This is a genomic window from Cupriavidus taiwanensis (assembly GCF_900249755.1).
Classification (GTDB): domain Bacteria; phylum Pseudomonadota; class Gammaproteobacteria; order Burkholderiales; family Burkholderiaceae; genus Cupriavidus; species Cupriavidus taiwanensis_D.
In genome coordinates this window covers 612,730-626,072 of the sequence record NZ_LT976853.1, presented here as the reverse complement: position 1 = coordinate 626,072, position 13,343 = coordinate 612,730, and the positions used below count along the sequence as shown (strand labels likewise).

16 protein-coding genes are annotated in these 13,343 nt (G+C 67.9%); 6 read left to right on the top strand and 10 right to left on the bottom strand.

Annotation, left to right across the window (positions count from 1 at the left end):
* The first annotated feature begins 126 nt into the window (after positions 1-126).
* From CBM2594_RS02860 to ybiB, 4 genes are all read left to right on the top strand, one after another.
* Positions 127-1,461, top strand: a complete 1,335-nt coding sequence (locus CBM2594_RS02860; RefSeq protein WP_116355515.1) for a CmpA/NrtA family ABC transporter substrate-binding protein — start codon at positions 127-129, stop codon at positions 1,459-1,461.
* A gap of 31 nt (positions 1,462-1,492) precedes the next feature.
* Complete coding sequence (gene ntrB / locus CBM2594_RS02855; RefSeq protein ID WP_116355514.1) at positions 1,493-2,383, top strand: nitrate ABC transporter permease; 891 nt, start codon at positions 1,493-1,495, stop codon at positions 2,381-2,383.
* An 18-nt stretch (positions 2,384-2,401) separates the two neighbouring features.
* On the top strand, positions 2,402-3,205 hold the full coding sequence (locus tag CBM2594_RS02850) for an ABC transporter ATP-binding protein (protein WP_116355513.1): 804 nt from the start codon (positions 2,402-2,404) through the stop codon (positions 3,203-3,205).
* An 85-nt stretch (positions 3,206-3,290) separates the two neighbouring features.
* Positions 3,291-4,283, top strand: coding sequence for a DNA-binding protein YbiB (gene ybiB / locus CBM2594_RS02845; RefSeq protein WP_116355512.1), 993 nt, complete (start codon positions 3,291-3,293; stop codon positions 4,281-4,283).
* A gap of 19 nt (positions 4,284-4,302) precedes the next feature.
* On the opposite strand, the gene CBM2594_RS02840 is transcribed toward ybiB, so the two are convergent.
* Entirely contained in the window at positions 4,303-5,178 is an 876-nt protein-coding gene (locus CBM2594_RS02840) for a pirin family protein (RefSeq protein ID WP_116355511.1), read from the bottom strand.
* A 345-nt stretch (positions 5,179-5,523) separates the two neighbouring features.
* Here CBM2594_RS02840 and rpoH point away from each other — a divergent pair, with 345 nt between their 5' ends.
* Positions 5,524-6,453: an RNA polymerase sigma factor RpoH gene (gene rpoH, locus CBM2594_RS02835; protein WP_116355510.1), complete on the top strand. Its 930-nt coding sequence runs from the start codon at positions 5,524-5,526 to the stop codon at positions 6,451-6,453.
* Positions 6,454-6,558: 105 nt separating this feature from the next.
* Here rpoH and CBM2594_RS02830 read toward each other — a convergent pair whose 3' ends face one another.
* The 5 genes from CBM2594_RS02830 to CBM2594_RS02810 form a co-directional block, all read right to left on the bottom strand.
* Positions 6,559-7,179: an SCO family protein gene (locus CBM2594_RS02830; RefSeq protein ID WP_116355509.1), complete on the bottom strand. Its 621-nt coding sequence runs from the start codon at positions 7,177-7,179 to the stop codon at positions 6,559-6,561.
* 112 nt (positions 7,180-7,291) lie between these two features.
* Positions 7,292-8,236, bottom strand: a complete 945-nt coding sequence (cyoE, locus tag CBM2594_RS02825) for a heme o synthase (protein WP_116355508.1) — start codon at positions 8,234-8,236, stop codon at positions 7,292-7,294.
* A complete protein-coding gene (locus tag CBM2594_RS02820) occupies positions 8,233-9,336 on the bottom strand; it encodes a COX15/CtaA family protein (RefSeq protein WP_116355507.1) in 1,104 nt (367 codons plus the stop codon). Before CBM2594_RS02820 ends, cyoE begins: the two co-directional genes overlap by 4 nt.
* A gap of 8 nt (positions 9,337-9,344) precedes the next feature.
* Positions 9,345-9,995 carry an SCO family protein gene (locus CBM2594_RS02815; RefSeq protein ID WP_116357664.1) on the bottom strand — a complete coding sequence of 217 codons (651 nt, stop codon included), beginning with the start codon at positions 9,993-9,995 and terminating at the stop codon, positions 9,345-9,347.
* Positions 9,996-10,068: 73 nt separating this feature from the next.
* Positions 10,069-10,824, bottom strand: coding sequence for an SURF1 family protein (locus CBM2594_RS02810; RefSeq protein WP_116355506.1), 756 nt, complete (start codon positions 10,822-10,824; stop codon positions 10,069-10,071).
* A gap of 105 nt (positions 10,825-10,929) precedes the next feature.
* On the opposite strand from CBM2594_RS02810, the gene CBM2594_RS02805 reads away from it, so the two are divergent.
* The gene (locus tag CBM2594_RS02805) at positions 10,930-11,139 is read left to right on the top strand and encodes a twin transmembrane helix small protein (protein WP_012351630.1); all 210 of its coding nucleotides are present in this window, start codon (positions 10,930-10,932) and stop codon (positions 11,137-11,139) included.
* Between the two features lie 142 nt (positions 11,140-11,281).
* Here CBM2594_RS02805 and CBM2594_RS02800 read toward each other — a convergent pair whose 3' ends face one another.
* From CBM2594_RS02800 to CBM2594_RS26770, 4 genes are all read right to left on the bottom strand, one after another.
* Positions 11,282-12,142 carry a cytochrome c oxidase subunit 3 gene (locus tag CBM2594_RS02800; RefSeq protein ID WP_116355505.1) on the bottom strand — a complete coding sequence of 287 codons (861 nt, stop codon included), beginning with the start codon at positions 12,140-12,142 and terminating at the stop codon, positions 11,282-11,284.
* A 145-nt stretch (positions 12,143-12,287) separates the two neighbouring features.
* Complete coding sequence (locus CBM2594_RS02795) at positions 12,288-12,512, bottom strand: DUF2970 domain-containing protein (RefSeq protein WP_012351628.1); 225 nt, start codon at positions 12,510-12,512, stop codon at positions 12,288-12,290.
* Positions 12,513-12,555: 43 nt separating this feature from the next.
* A complete protein-coding gene (locus tag CBM2594_RS02790; protein WP_116355504.1) occupies positions 12,556-13,179 on the bottom strand; it encodes a cytochrome c oxidase assembly protein in 624 nt (207 codons plus the stop codon).
* A gap of 17 nt (positions 13,180-13,196) precedes the next feature.
* Positions 13,197-13,328 (bottom strand): cytochrome oxidase small assembly protein, encoded by a 132-nt coding sequence (locus CBM2594_RS26770; RefSeq protein ID WP_217449847.1) that lies wholly within the window; start codon positions 13,326-13,328, stop codon positions 13,197-13,199.
* Between the last annotated feature and the right edge of the window lie 15 nt (positions 13,329-13,343).

Genomic DNA, 13,343 nt, shown 5'->3' with positions numbered 1-13,343 from the left:
CGACCATTCAGGCGGACACGGCCAACGCGGGCCGCGTCACGCCACGGACAACGGCGTCCCCGCAGCGCACCGGTCTTCTGGCGAAGCCGGCGGCGCCAGGGGACGCTTTTTTCTTGGAGCCACGCAATGCCCTCTCGCCTCAGCCATGCCAGGCCGCTGCACGCAGCCGTCCAGAACTCCGACGCCGCTGCCGCAGCCGATGCGGTACCGGCCAGCAGCGGCCGGCGCCGGGCGCTGGCCACCATCGCCGGTGCCAGCGTGATGACACTGGTCGACCCGCTGGTGCGCGCCGGCGCCTGGGCGGCGGGCTCGGACGCACCGGAGAAGCCCGAGGTGCGCATCGGCTTTATCCCGCTGACCGACTGCGCCTCGGTGGTCATGGCGGCCACGCTCGGGCTCGACAAGAAGTACGGCATCAGGATCACGCCGACCAAGGAAGCCTCGTGGGCGGGCGTGCGCGACAAGCTGGTCAACGGCGAGCTGGACGCGGCCCATGTGCTGTATGGCCTGGTCTATGGCGTGCAGCTCGGCATCGGCGGTCCGAAGAAAGACATGGCCGTGCTGATGAGCCTGAACCACAACGGCCAGGCCATCACGCTGTCGTCCAAGCTGGCCGAGAAGGGTGTCAGGGACGGCGCCAGCCTGAAGGCGCTGATGACGAAGGAAAAGCGCGACTACACCTTCGCCCAGACCTTCCCCACCGGCACCCACGCGATGTGGCTGTACTACTGGCTGGCCGCCAACGGCATCAACCCGATGCAGGACGCCAAGGCGATCACGGTGCCGCCGCCGCAGATGGTCGCCAACATGCGCGTGGGCAACATGGACGGCTTCTGCGTGGGCGAGCCATGGGGCGCGCGCGCGATTGCCGACAAGATCGGCTTTACCGCCGAGACCACGCAGGCGATCTGGAAGAACCATCCGGAAAAGACGCTGGGCACTACCGCGGAATTCGTGCAGAAGTATCCGAACACCGCGCGTGCGATGGTGGCGGCGGTGCTGGAGGCGTCTAAGTTCATCGACGCCTCGGCCTCCAACCGCCGCAAGACCGCCGAGACCATCGCCGCCAAGTCCTACGTCAACACCGACATGGACATCATCCTCGACCGCATGCTGGGCCGCTACACCAACGGGCTGGGCAAGACCTGGGACGACCCCGACGCGATGAAGTTCTACCAGGATGGCAGCGCCAATTTCCCGTTCCTGTCCGACGGCATGTGGTTCCTGACGCAGCACAAGCGCTGGGGCCTGCTCAAGGCCCACCCGGACTACCTCGCCGTGGCCAGGCAGGTCAACCGCATCGACATCTACAAGCAGGCCGCCGCCGCCGCGCAGGTGCCGCTGCCCAACAGCGACATGCGCAGCTCCAAGCTGATCGACGGCGTGGTCTGGGACGGCAAGGACCCGAAAGCCTATGCCGATGGTTTCAAGATCAAGGCCGCCAGCGCGCCTTCCGCCTGATCCGCAGTGCCCCTGACCAAAGGAGCCCGACGTGAATGCCATTGCCCCAACCACACCCAATGCCGCGGCCGATCCTGACACCAAGGAACGGACACGCCGGCGCGAACAGGAAATCGCCGCGCAGTCCCGGCGCGCGGCACGCCGCGAGACCGCCGCCGCGCTGGTGCTCAAGGCCGTGCCGCCGCTGCTGGGCTTCGCCCTGTTCGTGCTGGCCTGGCACGGCATTGCCACCATGATCCCGGCCATCCCCACGCCGGGCGCGACCTGGCACGCCGCGGTGCCGCTGTTTGCCGACCCGTTCTACCGCAACGGGCCCAATGACCAGGGCATCGGCTGGAACGTGCTGGCGTCGCTGGCGCGCGTGGCGGCGGGCTTCGGCCTGGCCGCGCTGGTGGGCATCCCGGCGGGCTTCGTGATCGGGCGCTTCGCCTTCCTCAACGCCATGACCGCGCCGGTGATCAGCCTGCTGCGGCCGGTCTCGCCGCTGGCATGGCTGCCGATCGGGCTGCTGCTGTTCAAGGCGGCCAACCCCGCCGCGATCTGGGCGATCTTTATCTGCTCGATCTGGCCGATGGTGATCAACACCGCGGTGGGCGTCACGCGCGTGCCGCAGGACTATCTGAACGTGGCGCGCGTGCTCGACCTGTCCGAGTGGAAGGTGTTCACGCGCGTGCTGTTCCCGGCAGTGCTGCCGTACATGCTGACCGGCGTGCGGCTGTCGATCGGCACGGCCTGGCTGGTGATCGTCGCGGCCGAGATGCTCACCGGCGGCACCGGCATCGGCTTCTGGCTGTGGGACGAGTGGAACAACCTGAAGGTCGAGCACATCGTGATCGCGATCTTCGTGATCGGCATCATCGGCCTGCTGCTGGAACACGCGCTGCTGGCGCTGGCCCGGCGCTTCAGCTACGGCACCCATTGATATCGCGGGAGAGACGCCATGGACAAGTTCGTCAGCATCGAAAACGTCGGCCAGACCTTCAAGACCCGCAAGGGCCCGTTCGTCGCGCTGCGCGACATCGACCTGCAGATCGCCGAGGGCGAGTTCATCACGCTGATCGGCCACTCCGGCTGCGGCAAGTCCACGCTGCTGAACCTGCTTGCGGGGCTGGCTACTCCCACCGCCGGCACGCTGATCTGCGCCGGGCGCGAGATCGCCGGCCCCGGCCCGGAGCGCGCGGTGGTGTTCCAGAATCATTCGCTGCTGCCGTGGCTGACCTGTTTCGAAAACGTCTACCTGGGCGTGGAACGTGTGTTTGCCGCCAGCGAGGACAAGGCGCAGCTCCGCGCGCGCACGCATGACACGCTGGCGCTGGTGGGCCTGACGCACGCCGAGGGCAAATACCCGCACGAGATCTCCGGCGGCATGAAGCAGCGCGTGGGCATTGCCCGCGCGCTGGCGATGGCGCCCAAGGTGCTGCTGATGGACGAGCCCTTCGGCGCGCTGGACGCGCTCACGCGCGCGCACCTGCAGGACGAGCTGATCAAGATCGTGGCGCGCACGCGTAGCACGGTGGTGATGGTGACGCACGACGTCGACGAGGCCGTGCTGCTGGCCGACCGCATCGTGATGATGACCAACGGCCCGGCCGCCACCATCGGCGAGATCCTGAACGTCGGCCTGCCGCGCCCGCGCGACCGCGTCGCGCTGGCGGACGATCCGGCCTACCATCGCTGCCGCACCGCGGTGCTGGACTTCCTCTACCGCAAGCAGGGCAATCCGGCGCTGCAGCAAGCGGCGTAGCGGCGCAAGTGGTGCGCCAGTCGGCCATGGGCGCGGCCGCCGCGCTCCGCTATCATGAACCCAGAACACACTACCCCACGCCGCCATGACCACGACAGCCGCCCCATTTCCCGCCGCCCGCTATATCAAGGAGATCGGCCGCGGCGTCAACGGCGCGCGCGCGCTGCCGCGCGAGGACGCGCAGGCCCTGTTCGACGCCATGCTGGCCGGCCGCGTCTCTGACCTGGAACTGGGCGCCATCCTGATGGCCTATCGCATCAAGGGCGAGGCCCCGCACGAGCTGGCCGGCATGCTCGAGGCCGCCCATGCGCACTGCCAGCCGCTGCCGGCGCCCCCCGACCGCCAGGTGGTGGTGATTCCCAGCTACAACGGCGCGCGCAAGCAGCCCAACCTGGTGCCGCTGCTGGCGCTGCTGCTGGCCCGCGAAAGCATCCCCGTGCTGGTGCACGGCACGCGCGTGTTCGAGGGCCGCGTGACCAGCATGGCGCTGTTCGAGGCGCTGGGCGTGCCCTTGTGCGCAAGCACCGCCGAAGCTTCGGCGAAGCTGCGCGAGAGCGATGGTGATGGCCCGCTGGCGGTGCTGCCGGTGGATGTGCTGTCGCCGGGACTGTCGCGGCTGCTGGAGCGGCGCACCGTGATCGGCCTGCGCAATTCGTCGCATACGGTGGCCAAGATGCTGCAGCCGGTGGGCGAGCATTCACCCGCCGAAGGCCTGCGGCTGTACAGCTACACCCACCCCGAATACCGCGAAACGCTGACCGACTACTTCTCGCACGAACCCGCCAACGTGCTGCTGGCACGCGGCACCGAGGGCGAAGTGGTGGCCGATGCGCGGCGCACCAGCCGCATCGACTGGCTGCATGAAGGCCACCAGCAGACACTGGTGGGCCAGGCCGGGGGCACGATCGGCGATGTGCCGGAGCTGCCGCCGGGCAGCGATGCCGGCCTGACCGTGGCCTGGATCCGGCGCGTGCTGGACGGCGCGGTGCCGGTGCCGGCGCCCATCACCATCCAGGTCGAGGCCATCCGCGAATGCCTGCGGCAGGGCACGCGCGTGACCTGGGCCAGCCCGGTCTGAGCCGGGCCCGGATCAACGCTCAGGGCTTGCGCGGGGGCAGCGGAATGCGCTCGGTCTCGCCCGGCACGTGCGGGAACTGGTCGTCCTCCCAGCGCTGGGCGGCCGCCTCGATCGCCACCTTGCTGCTGGCAACGAAATTCCAGTAGATAAAGCGGTGCCCGTCGGTCGGGTCGCCGCCCAGCAGCATTACCCGCGACGGCGCCGTGGCCGTCAGCGTCGCCGGCTGGCCCGGCGTCAGCACCACCATGTGCTCGGCCGGCAGCGGCTCGCCGTCGAGCGAGACCGCGCCGTCGACCGGATAGATGCCGCGTTCGGCGTGGTCGGCGGGAATCTCCACGCTGGCGCCCGCGTCCAGTTCGATCGCCACATACAGGGTGCGGCTGAAGACCTTGACCGGCGAGGTCTGGCCGAACGCGTCGCCGGCGATCACCACCATGCGCACGCCGGGCCGCTCGATGCGCGGCAGCGTGGCCGCCGGATGGTGGAAGAACGACGGCTCGGCGGTCTCGTGGGCCTGCGGCAGCGCCACCCAGGTCTGGATGCCATGCAGGCGTGCGCCGTCAGGCCGCACGTGCTCGGGCGAACGCTCCGAGTGCACGATGCCGTGGCCCGCGGTCATCCAGTTGACGTCGCCGGGACGGATCGCCTGGTCGCTGCCGAGGCTGTCGCGGTGGATGATCTCGCCCTCGAACAGATAAGTGACCGTGGCCAGCCCGATATGGGGATGCGGGCGCACATCGGCGCCTTGCCCGGGCGGCAATTGCACGGGGCCCATATGGTCGAAGAAGATGAACGGCCCGACGGTCTGGGTGGCCGCGGCCGGCAGCAGCCGGCGCACGGTAAAGTCGCCCAGATCGCGCACATGCGGCTTGAGCAGGTGTTCGATAGCAGACATAACTCCTCCGGTGAAATAAGAGAGGCTCGCAAGCATGCCAGTGCGCCGCCCGCCGGTCGAGTGTAGCCGGTGCTGGAACAGAGCATTGCAATCGGGCGCAGAACCCCGGTACCAACGCGCGCTCTAACTACCAGTGCGCGATGACGCTGGTGTCGTTGTCGTATCTTGGCAGCTTTCCTGGCTATCCGAACAGATAAAGCCATACCCGGGAACTATCAAGGGCATCGGGACTCGAATTAGCACTCACCCGGCCTGAGTGCTAAGATGTGTTGCAGTGCCGCCGGTCTCCACAGGGAGCCGCGGTGCACCGGCAACCAAACCGCCGGACGCGAAAGGAGCCATTGAGTGAACGCAGTCTTGTCTGCCGACCAAACCCTGACGAACAGCCGTCTGCCGACGGTGCCCCGGAACACGGGCAGCTTTGCGCTGACCTTTCCGGCGACCGTGGGCAACCTCGACAGCTATATCCAGGCTGTCCACCGCATTCCGCTGCTGACCGCGGAGGAAGAGCAACGCCTCGCGCGCGAGCTGCGCGACCACGATTCCGTCGAAGCGGCGCGCCGCCTGGTGATGTCGCACCTGCGCCTGGTGGTGTCGATCGCCCGCCAGTACCTGGGCTACGGCCTGCCCCACGCCGACCTGATCCAGGAAGGCAATATCGGCCTGATGAAGGCGGTGAAGCGCTTCGATCCGGACCAGGGCGTGCGCCTGGTGTCGTACGCGATGCACTGGATCAAGGCGGAAATCCATGAGTACGTGCTGAAGAACTGGCGCATGGTCAAGGTGGCCACCACCAAGGCCCAGCGCAAGCTGTTCTTCAACCTGCGCAGCCACAAGCAGGGCGGGCACACCTTCACGCCGGAGCAGGTCGAGGCCGTCGCGCGCGAGCTGAACGTCAAGCCCGAAGAAGTGATGGAGATGGAAACCCGCCTGTCGGGCGGCGACCTGGCGCTCGAAGGCCAGGTCGACGACGGCGAAGAGGAATTCGCCCCCATCGCCTACCTGGCCGACAACCACAACGAACCCACGCGCGTGATGGAAGCCAAGCGCCACGACCGCATGCAGGTCGAGGGGCTGGAAGAAGCGCTGGGCAAGCTCGACGACCGCAGCCGCCGCATCATCGAGGCGCGCTGGCTCAACGTCGAGGACGACGGCTCGGGCGGCGCCACGCTGCATGAGCTGGCCGACGAGTTCGGCGTGTCGGCCGAGCGCATCCGCCAGATCGAGGCCGCGGCGATGAAGAAGATGAAGGGCGCGCTGCAGGCTTTCGCCTGATCCGCAGCGTCAGGCATGCAAAAGGCCGGTCCACTGGACCGGCCTTTTTGTTGCCCGCGAGGGGAAGGGTGCGACGTTATGCCGCACCCTTCCCGCCCGTTCAAGTCACGACAGCAGCTGTTTCAGGTCATGCGCGATGGGTTCCGGACCCTGGCCGTGGCGGATAAACAGCCGCAGCTTGCCCTGCGCATCGAACACATAGCTGCCGGCCGAGTGATCGACCGTGTAGTTGTTGGGTGAGCTGCCCGGCACCTTGGCGTAGAACACCTTGAAGTCCTTGGCCAGCTTCTGCAGCGCGGCGTCGTCGGCCGGGCGCAGCCCGACGAAGCGCGGATCGAAGGCCGGCACGTACTGCGCCAGCAGCGCCTGCGTGTCGCGCTCCGGATCGACCGTGACGAACAGCACCTGCACGCGGTCCGCATCCGGCCCCAGCTTTTCCATCACCGCCTTCAGTTCGGCCATGGTGGTGGGGCAGACATCCGGGCAATGGGTGTAGCCGAAGAACATCACCACGGCCTTGCCCTTGTAGTCGGCCAGGGTGCGCACCTTGCCGGTGTGGTCGGTCAGCGAGAAGTCCTTGCCGAAGTCGGCGGCGCCAGTGATATCGACATTGCGGAACGACGCCTTCTGCTGCCCGCAGGCGGCCACGGCCAGCGCGAGCGCGGCCAGCAGGGCAAAGCGGCGGAAAGCGGCGAACAGGCCGGAGGCGGAGCTTAGGCGTGGCATGCGGGGGACGGGTCAGGGATGGGAAGGAAACAGCATGCAGTATCGCCGATCCTGCCGCTGCGCTCGCGCCGGCGCGGCAAGATGCCGCAGCCGGGGCGCGCGCCGGCGCAGGTCAGACCTGCGGCACGAACTTGAAGTAATGGTCGACCAGCAGCGCGGCGAACAGCAGCGACAGGTACAGGATCGAGAAGCGGAAGGTGCGCTGCGCCAGTTCGTCCGAATAGTTGCGGTACAGCTTCCAGGCATAGGCCAGGAAGCCCGCGCCCAGCGCCAGCGCGGCCGCCAGGTAGATGTAGCCGCTCATGCCGTAGACGAAGGGCAGCAGCGTCGCCGCGATCATGACCAGCGTGTACAGCAGGATATGCAGCAGCGTGTAGCGCTCGCCGTGCGTGACCGGCAGCATCGGCAGCCCGGACTTGGCGTAGTCGGCGCGGCGGTACAGCGCCAGCGCCCAGAAGTGCGGCGGGGTCCAGGTGAAGATGATCAGCACCAGGAACCAGGCCTCGGCCGGCACCTCGCCCGCCACCGCGGCCCAGCCCAGCGCCGGCGGCATCGCCCCGGACAAGCCGCCGATGACGATGTTCTGCGGCGTCGCCGGCTTGAGCAGGATGGTGTAGACCACCGCGTAGCCCAGGAAGGTGGCGAAGGTCAGCCACATGGTCAGGTCGTTGGCGTAGACGTGCAGCAGCCACATTCCCGCGCCGCCCAGGATGGCGGAGAACACCAGGGTCTGGCGCGTGGTGATCTCGCCGGTGGCGGACGGGCGCCACGCGGTGCGGCGCATCAGCGCGTCGATCTTCTGCTCGACCAGGCAATTGATGGCAAAGGCCGCGCCGGCCAGCAGCCAGATGCCGGCGGCGCCGCCGATCAGCACCGGCCACGGCACCATGCCGGGCGTGGCGAGAAACATGCCGATGATGGCGCAGAACACGGCCAGCTGCGTCACGCGCGGCTTGGTCAGGGCGGCGTATTGCCGGGCCAGGTGCCGCAGGCGGCTCAACTTGCCCAGGGAATGGGGGTGGGTAGCGGTAACCACGGAAGGGGTCTTGTCTTTCATGTGGCGCGGGCGGCATTCGGCACGGCACTGGGGGCGCCGGCGGCCCGGGTCGTCAGCCCGATATTGTAGTGGAGACGGACCAGCAGCAGCAGCAGCACCGCCGCGCCGCCGTTATGCGCGACCGCCGCCACCAGCGGCCAGTCGAACACGATATTCGACATCCCGGTGGCCAGTTGCAGCACCAGCGCCGCCAGCAGCCAGTTGGCCGCGCGGCTGAGCCCTTCCAGCCGGCGCGCGCGCAGGCCGAACCATGCCAGGTAGCCCAGCACGATGACGGCGAAGCCGCGATGCACCCAGTGGATCGCCACCAGCGCCGCGTGCGGGATGTAGTCGCCGTCCGCGGTCATGCCCAGCTGGCGCCACAGCGTAAAGCCGTGGCGGAAGTCCATCTCCGGCACCAGCTGGCCATTGCACAGCGGGAAGTCGGTGCAGGCCAGCACCGCGTAGTTGGTGCTGACCCAGCCGCCCAGGAAGATCTGGATCACCAGCAGCAGCAGGCCGATGCGCACCGGCCAGCGCAGCCGCGCCGCCTGCGGCGCGACCGGGTGCGGCGGGTCGTTGCGCGAGCCCAGCTGGATCAGCACCGCCAGCAGCGCCATGCCCAGCATCAGGTGCGTGACCACGATGATCGGCTGCAGCTTCAGGGTCACGGTGAAGGCGCCGAAGGCGCCCTGCACGCATACCAGCAGCAGCACGCCGGTGGCGAACCACGGCGACTGCTTCAGCTCGCGCCGCTTGACCCACGCCAGCACCATCAGCGTGATGATCAGCACGCCCACGGCCATGGCGAAGTAGCGGTGGATCATCTCGATCCAGGCCTTGGCCAGCGTCACCGGGCCGCTGGGCATGGCGGTCTCGGCCGCGCGGATCGGCTCCATCGCGGCATGCGGGTTGGAATGCCCGTAGCAGCCGGGCCAGTCGGGGCAGCCCAGCCCGGAGTCGGTCAGCCGCGTGAAGCTGCCGAACATGATCAGGTCCAGCGTCAGGAACGCCGTGATCCAGGCAAGCTTGCGGTACTTGTTGCGGTCGCCCTTCACCATCACGTAGGACAGCGGGAACAGCGCGATCAGGATGCCGATGATGGCCAGTTGCAGCAGCATGCCTCCCCTCAACCGATGCGCGAGACCTTGAGCAGCTTCTTCAGGTCGCCGCTCATCTTCTTCGGGTCCGGGTCCTGCGGGAAACGCATCATCAGATTGCCCAGCGGGTCGACCAGGAACAGCGTGTCCTCGGCGCGCTTGCCCGGCTCGGCCGGCAGCCACTGCTGCGCGGCCTGGCGGTCGATGCGCAGGAAGCGCACGCCGGCGTAGGGCTCGTTGTAGGCGGCGGCCAGGCGCTCGTCGATCTTGCCGTCGTCGGTAACCAGCCATACCGGCACGATGCGCAGCCGGTCCTGCCCCTGCCCCGCGCGGATCTGGCGGATGGTGAACAGCTTCTTCGCGCAAGCCTCGTCACAGGCGGACGGGTCGGCGCTGACCAGCAGCCACTTGCCGCGGAACTGCTCCAGCGGCACGGCCTGGCCCTGCTCGTCGGTGACGCGCACCGGCGGCATCGGCCGCTGCGGGTCGACCAGCGTGCCGTAGTTGGTGGCGCCGCCGCGCGGCTTGATCACGTAGTAGGTGAAATAAGAGGCGATCACCGGCGACGCGCACACCAGCAGCAGCATCAGCATCTGCAGGCGGCCACGGCGCGTGCGTGCGTCGATGCGGGGGTCCGGCGGCGAGGCCGCGGCGGCCGGGGCGGAGTCTTGCTGTGCCATGGAGTACGTCAGTCCTTTGTCTTCGGCGAGCCCATGCGCCCGTGCGGGGCGCATAAGCGGTCAATTCAATCGGTCACGGTGCGGCCAGCCGCCGCGCGCGGCGCCAGCCCAGCACGAACAGCAGCACCACCGTCAGCGCGGCCAGCCCGAACCACTGGAAGGCATAGCCATAGTGGCGCTCGGCACCCAGGTCGGCAGGCGGCCAGTCGCGCGCCAGGCCGTCGCCGGTATCGCTGTGCTGCTCGATCACCAGCGGATGCAGGGCCAGGCCGGTTTCGGCGGCATAGGGCGCGATCTCGAGATTCTGGCGGATCCTGCTGCCGGCCGCTTCCTGGCCCAGGCTATAGACCCGCGGCACGCCGGCCAGTGCCGTGCCCGAAATGGTGACCTCGCCCGCGGGCGTCGGGAACGGCGCGATCCGGGTACGGTCCTGCGCATCGCGCGGCAGCCAGCCGCGTAGCACCAGCACCGCGCGCATGGCGCCGGCCTCACCCGGCACAGGGCCGATCAGCAGCGGCGTCACCACCAGGAAACCCGCGCGGCTGTCGCCGCTGCGCCCGCCGGTGCCGTGGGGGCGATTATCCAGCAATACGGTGCGCGCTGCGTCGAAGCGCCCGGTCACGCGCACCGCGCGCTCGGTCACTGCCTGTGACAGCGGCGCCGTGCCGAGCACCACCGGCGGCTGTGTTGCGAGCGCCTGCAGCCGCGCGGCGCGCGCTTCCTTCTCGTGCGCGCGGTTGAGCTGCCAGTTGCCGAGCGCACAGGTCACCGCGATCACGACCAGTGCAGCAGCCAGCGGCAACGGACTGGCGAAGCGGCGCCAGTTCATCGCCCCGGCACTGCGAAGCGCGACCCGGTGCGATAATGGGCTTGTGCGCCGCACGTCGCGCCGCGCCTGCCCCGGCACCCAATCCCCCCGCACCCCCGCCCCACCATGCGCTTTGTCATCATCATCGCCTTCATCCTGATCATCGCCAGCCTGGCCTCGGCCTTGTTCTTCATGATGCGCGACCGCGGCAAGACGCCCAACATGATGCGCTCGCTGATGCTGCGCGTGGGCTTCTCGGTGGCGCTGTTCCTGTTCATCCTGTTCTCGAGCTGGATGGGCTGGATCCACAGCACCGGCATCCGCATGGCGCCCTGAATCAGCGCACCGCGGGCGGCCCCACCCCGGGCTCGCAAAAGAGAAACGCCGCAGCTGGCCAGGCCCCTGCGGCGTTTCTCTTTTGCGTTGGCGCCGGCGGCCCCGGAGTCCGGGAAGCCGCCGGCCGGTACGGCAGCCGGATTTACAGCCAGTACACCACGATGTAGAGGAACAGCCACACCACGTCAACGAAGTGCCAGTACCAGGCCGCGCCTTCGAAGGCGAAGTGGTGCTCGGGCGTGAAGTGGCCCTTCAGCACGCGGATCAGCACCACTGCCAGCATGATCGCGCCCATGGTCACGTGGAAGCCGTGGAAGCCGGTCAGCAGGAAGAAGGTCGAGCCGTAGATGCCCGAGCTCAGCTTCAGGTTCAGGTCCGCGTAGGCGTGCATGTACTCGTAGACCTGGAAGCCCATGAAGATCGCGCCCAGCAGGATGGTCAGCGCCAGGCCCTGGATCAGCTGGTTGCGCTTGCCGGCCAGCAGCGCGTGGTGCGCCCAGGTCAGCGTCACGCCCGACATCAGCAGCAGCGCGGTGTTGATGGTCGGGATCGGCCACGGACCCATGGTCTGGAAGTTTTCCACCACGCCGGCCGGGCCGGTGTTGGGCCATACCGCGGCAAAGTCGGGCCACAGGATCTTGTTGTTCAGGTCGCCCAGCCACGGCATGGCGATGGCGCGGGCATAGAACAGCGCGCCGAAGAACGCGGCGAAGAACATCACCTCGGAGAAGATGAACCAGCCCATCGACCAGCGGAACGACAGGTCGATGTTCTTGCCGTACATGCCGCCTTCGGACTCGCTGATGGCGTCGCCAAACCAGCTCTTGAGCACGAACAGGAACCACAGCAGGCCGAAGCCGCACAGGTACGGCGCCCAGGGCTGCCCGTTTACCCAACCGGCGGCGCCGGCACCCGTCATCAGCAGGCCGAAGCTTGCGGTGATGGGGTGGCGCGACGGGCCCGGTACGAAGTAGTACGGAGCGTTTGCGCGATTCGCACTCATTCTTTTATCTCCAGCTCAGAGTCTTTGATTCAGTATTCGTTGTCCCCGCCTTGGCACTGCAGGCTACCCGCCTCCTCTGGGCCGCCCCGCCGCCGCGGTTGCTTTGTTCTGCGACTGCTTTTGTTGTCTACCCTTTCCTGCCCTGCTACGCCGCCGCCTGGCTGACCACCAGGCGCACGATCACGACCAGGATCGCGATGAACACCGCCGCCGCGATCAGCCCGGCGATCACCACATGGACCGGGTTGAGCCGGGCCATGTCGCGTTCGTGCTCGGCGCCCTTGCGCAAGCCGATGAACGACCACAGCACCGCGCGCATGGTCTGCGCAAACGACAGCTTGCGCTTGACCGCGTCCTTCATCTCATCCATCGCCCGTCCTCCGCCTGGCCGGCCTCTCGCTCAGCCGCCCGCTTCAGATGCCCTTGCCGGCCGGCGCGGGCTGCGGCGCCAGCTGGCCTTCGGGCGCCTGCGCCACCGGCGTGCCCACCTCGAAGAAGGTGTACGACAGCGTAATGTTCTTCACATCCTTGGGCAGCGCGGGATCGATCACGAACACCACCGGCATCTCGCGCGCCTCTTGCGCCTTGAGCGTCTGCTGCTTGAAGCAGAAGCACTCCAGCTTCATGAAATACTGGGTCGCCTGCTTGGGCGCGTAGCTCGGGATGGCCTGCGCCGAGATATCGCGCGGCTGCCCGTTGGCCACCTCGTAGACGATCGTCGCCATCTCGCCGGGGTGCACTTCCATGCTGTTCTTCACCGGCCGGAAGGCGAACGGCCCGCGCGCGTTGGAGTCGAACTCCACCGTGATGGTGCGGCTCTTGTCGATCTGCGTGTTCTTCACCGCGCCATGCAGCTCGCGCGTGGTGATCACGTTGATGCCGGTGATTTCGCAGATCTTCTTGTACAACGGCACCAGCGCGTAGCCGAAGCCGAACATCACGGCCACGATCACGGCCAGCCGCAGCATCATGCCGCGGTTGAACCGCTTGTCCGCTTCCTTGTCCGCTTCCCTGCGCGCCTGCTGCTCGATGCTCATCTCGCTACCCTGCCGCCTCAGCCAAGGAACTTCATCTTGGCGAAGAACCCCAGAAAGAAAACCACCACGATCGACAACAGGATCAGGCCAAGGCGCCGGTTGGCGGCCTTGTGGTCCGGGCGTGACGGGCTTTTGTCTGGAGACTGCATAACGGTCCTGATACC

Excerpts from the sequence above, each read along its gene's own strand:
- CBM2594_RS02860 (WP_116355515.1), top strand. The coding sequence starts at position 127 with ATGCCCTCTCGCCTCAGCCATGCCAGGCCGCTGCACGCAGCCGTCCAG.
- CBM2594_RS02850 (WP_116355513.1), top strand. The coding sequence starts at position 2,402 with ATGGACAAGTTCGTCAGCATCGAAAACGTCGGCCAGACCTTCAAGACC.
- ybiB (WP_116355512.1), top strand. The coding sequence starts at position 3,291 with ATGACCACGACAGCCGCCCCATTTCCCGCCGCCCGCTATATCAAGGAG.
- CBM2594_RS02840 (WP_116355511.1), bottom strand. The coding sequence starts at position 5,178 with ATGTCTGCTATCGAACACCTGCTCAAGCCGCATGTGCGCGATCTGGGC.
- CBM2594_RS02830 (WP_116355509.1), bottom strand. The coding sequence starts at position 7,179 with ATGCCACGCCTAAGCTCCGCCTCCGGCCTGTTCGCCGCTTTCCGCCGC.
- cyoE (WP_116355508.1), bottom strand. The coding sequence starts at position 8,236 with ATGAAAGACAAGACCCCTTCCGTGGTTACCGCTACCCACCCCCATTCC.
- CBM2594_RS02820 (WP_116355507.1), bottom strand. The coding sequence starts at position 9,336 with ATGCTGCTGCAACTGGCCATCATCGGCATCCTGATCGCGCTGTTCCCG.
- CBM2594_RS02815 (WP_116357664.1), bottom strand. The coding sequence starts at position 9,995 with ATGGCACAGCAAGACTCCGCCCCGGCCGCCGCGGCCTCGCCGCCGGAC.
- CBM2594_RS02810 (WP_116355506.1), bottom strand. The coding sequence starts at position 10,824 with ATGAACTGGCGCCGCTTCGCCAGTCCGTTGCCGCTGGCTGCTGCACTG.
- CBM2594_RS02805 (WP_012351630.1), top strand. The coding sequence starts at position 10,930 with ATGCGCTTTGTCATCATCATCGCCTTCATCCTGATCATCGCCAGCCTG.
- CBM2594_RS02800 (WP_116355505.1), bottom strand. The coding sequence starts at position 12,142 with ATGAGTGCGAATCGCGCAAACGCTCCGTACTACTTCGTACCGGGCCCG.
- CBM2594_RS02795 (WP_012351628.1), bottom strand. The coding sequence starts at position 12,512 with ATGGATGAGATGAAGGACGCGGTCAAGCGCAAGCTGTCGTTTGCGCAG.
- CBM2594_RS02790 (WP_116355504.1), bottom strand. The coding sequence starts at position 13,179 with ATGAGCATCGAGCAGCAGGCGCGCAGGGAAGCGGACAAGGAAGCGGAC.
- CBM2594_RS26770 (WP_217449847.1), bottom strand. The coding sequence starts at position 13,328 with ATGCAGTCTCCAGACAAAAGCCCGTCACGCCCGGACCACAAGGCCGCC.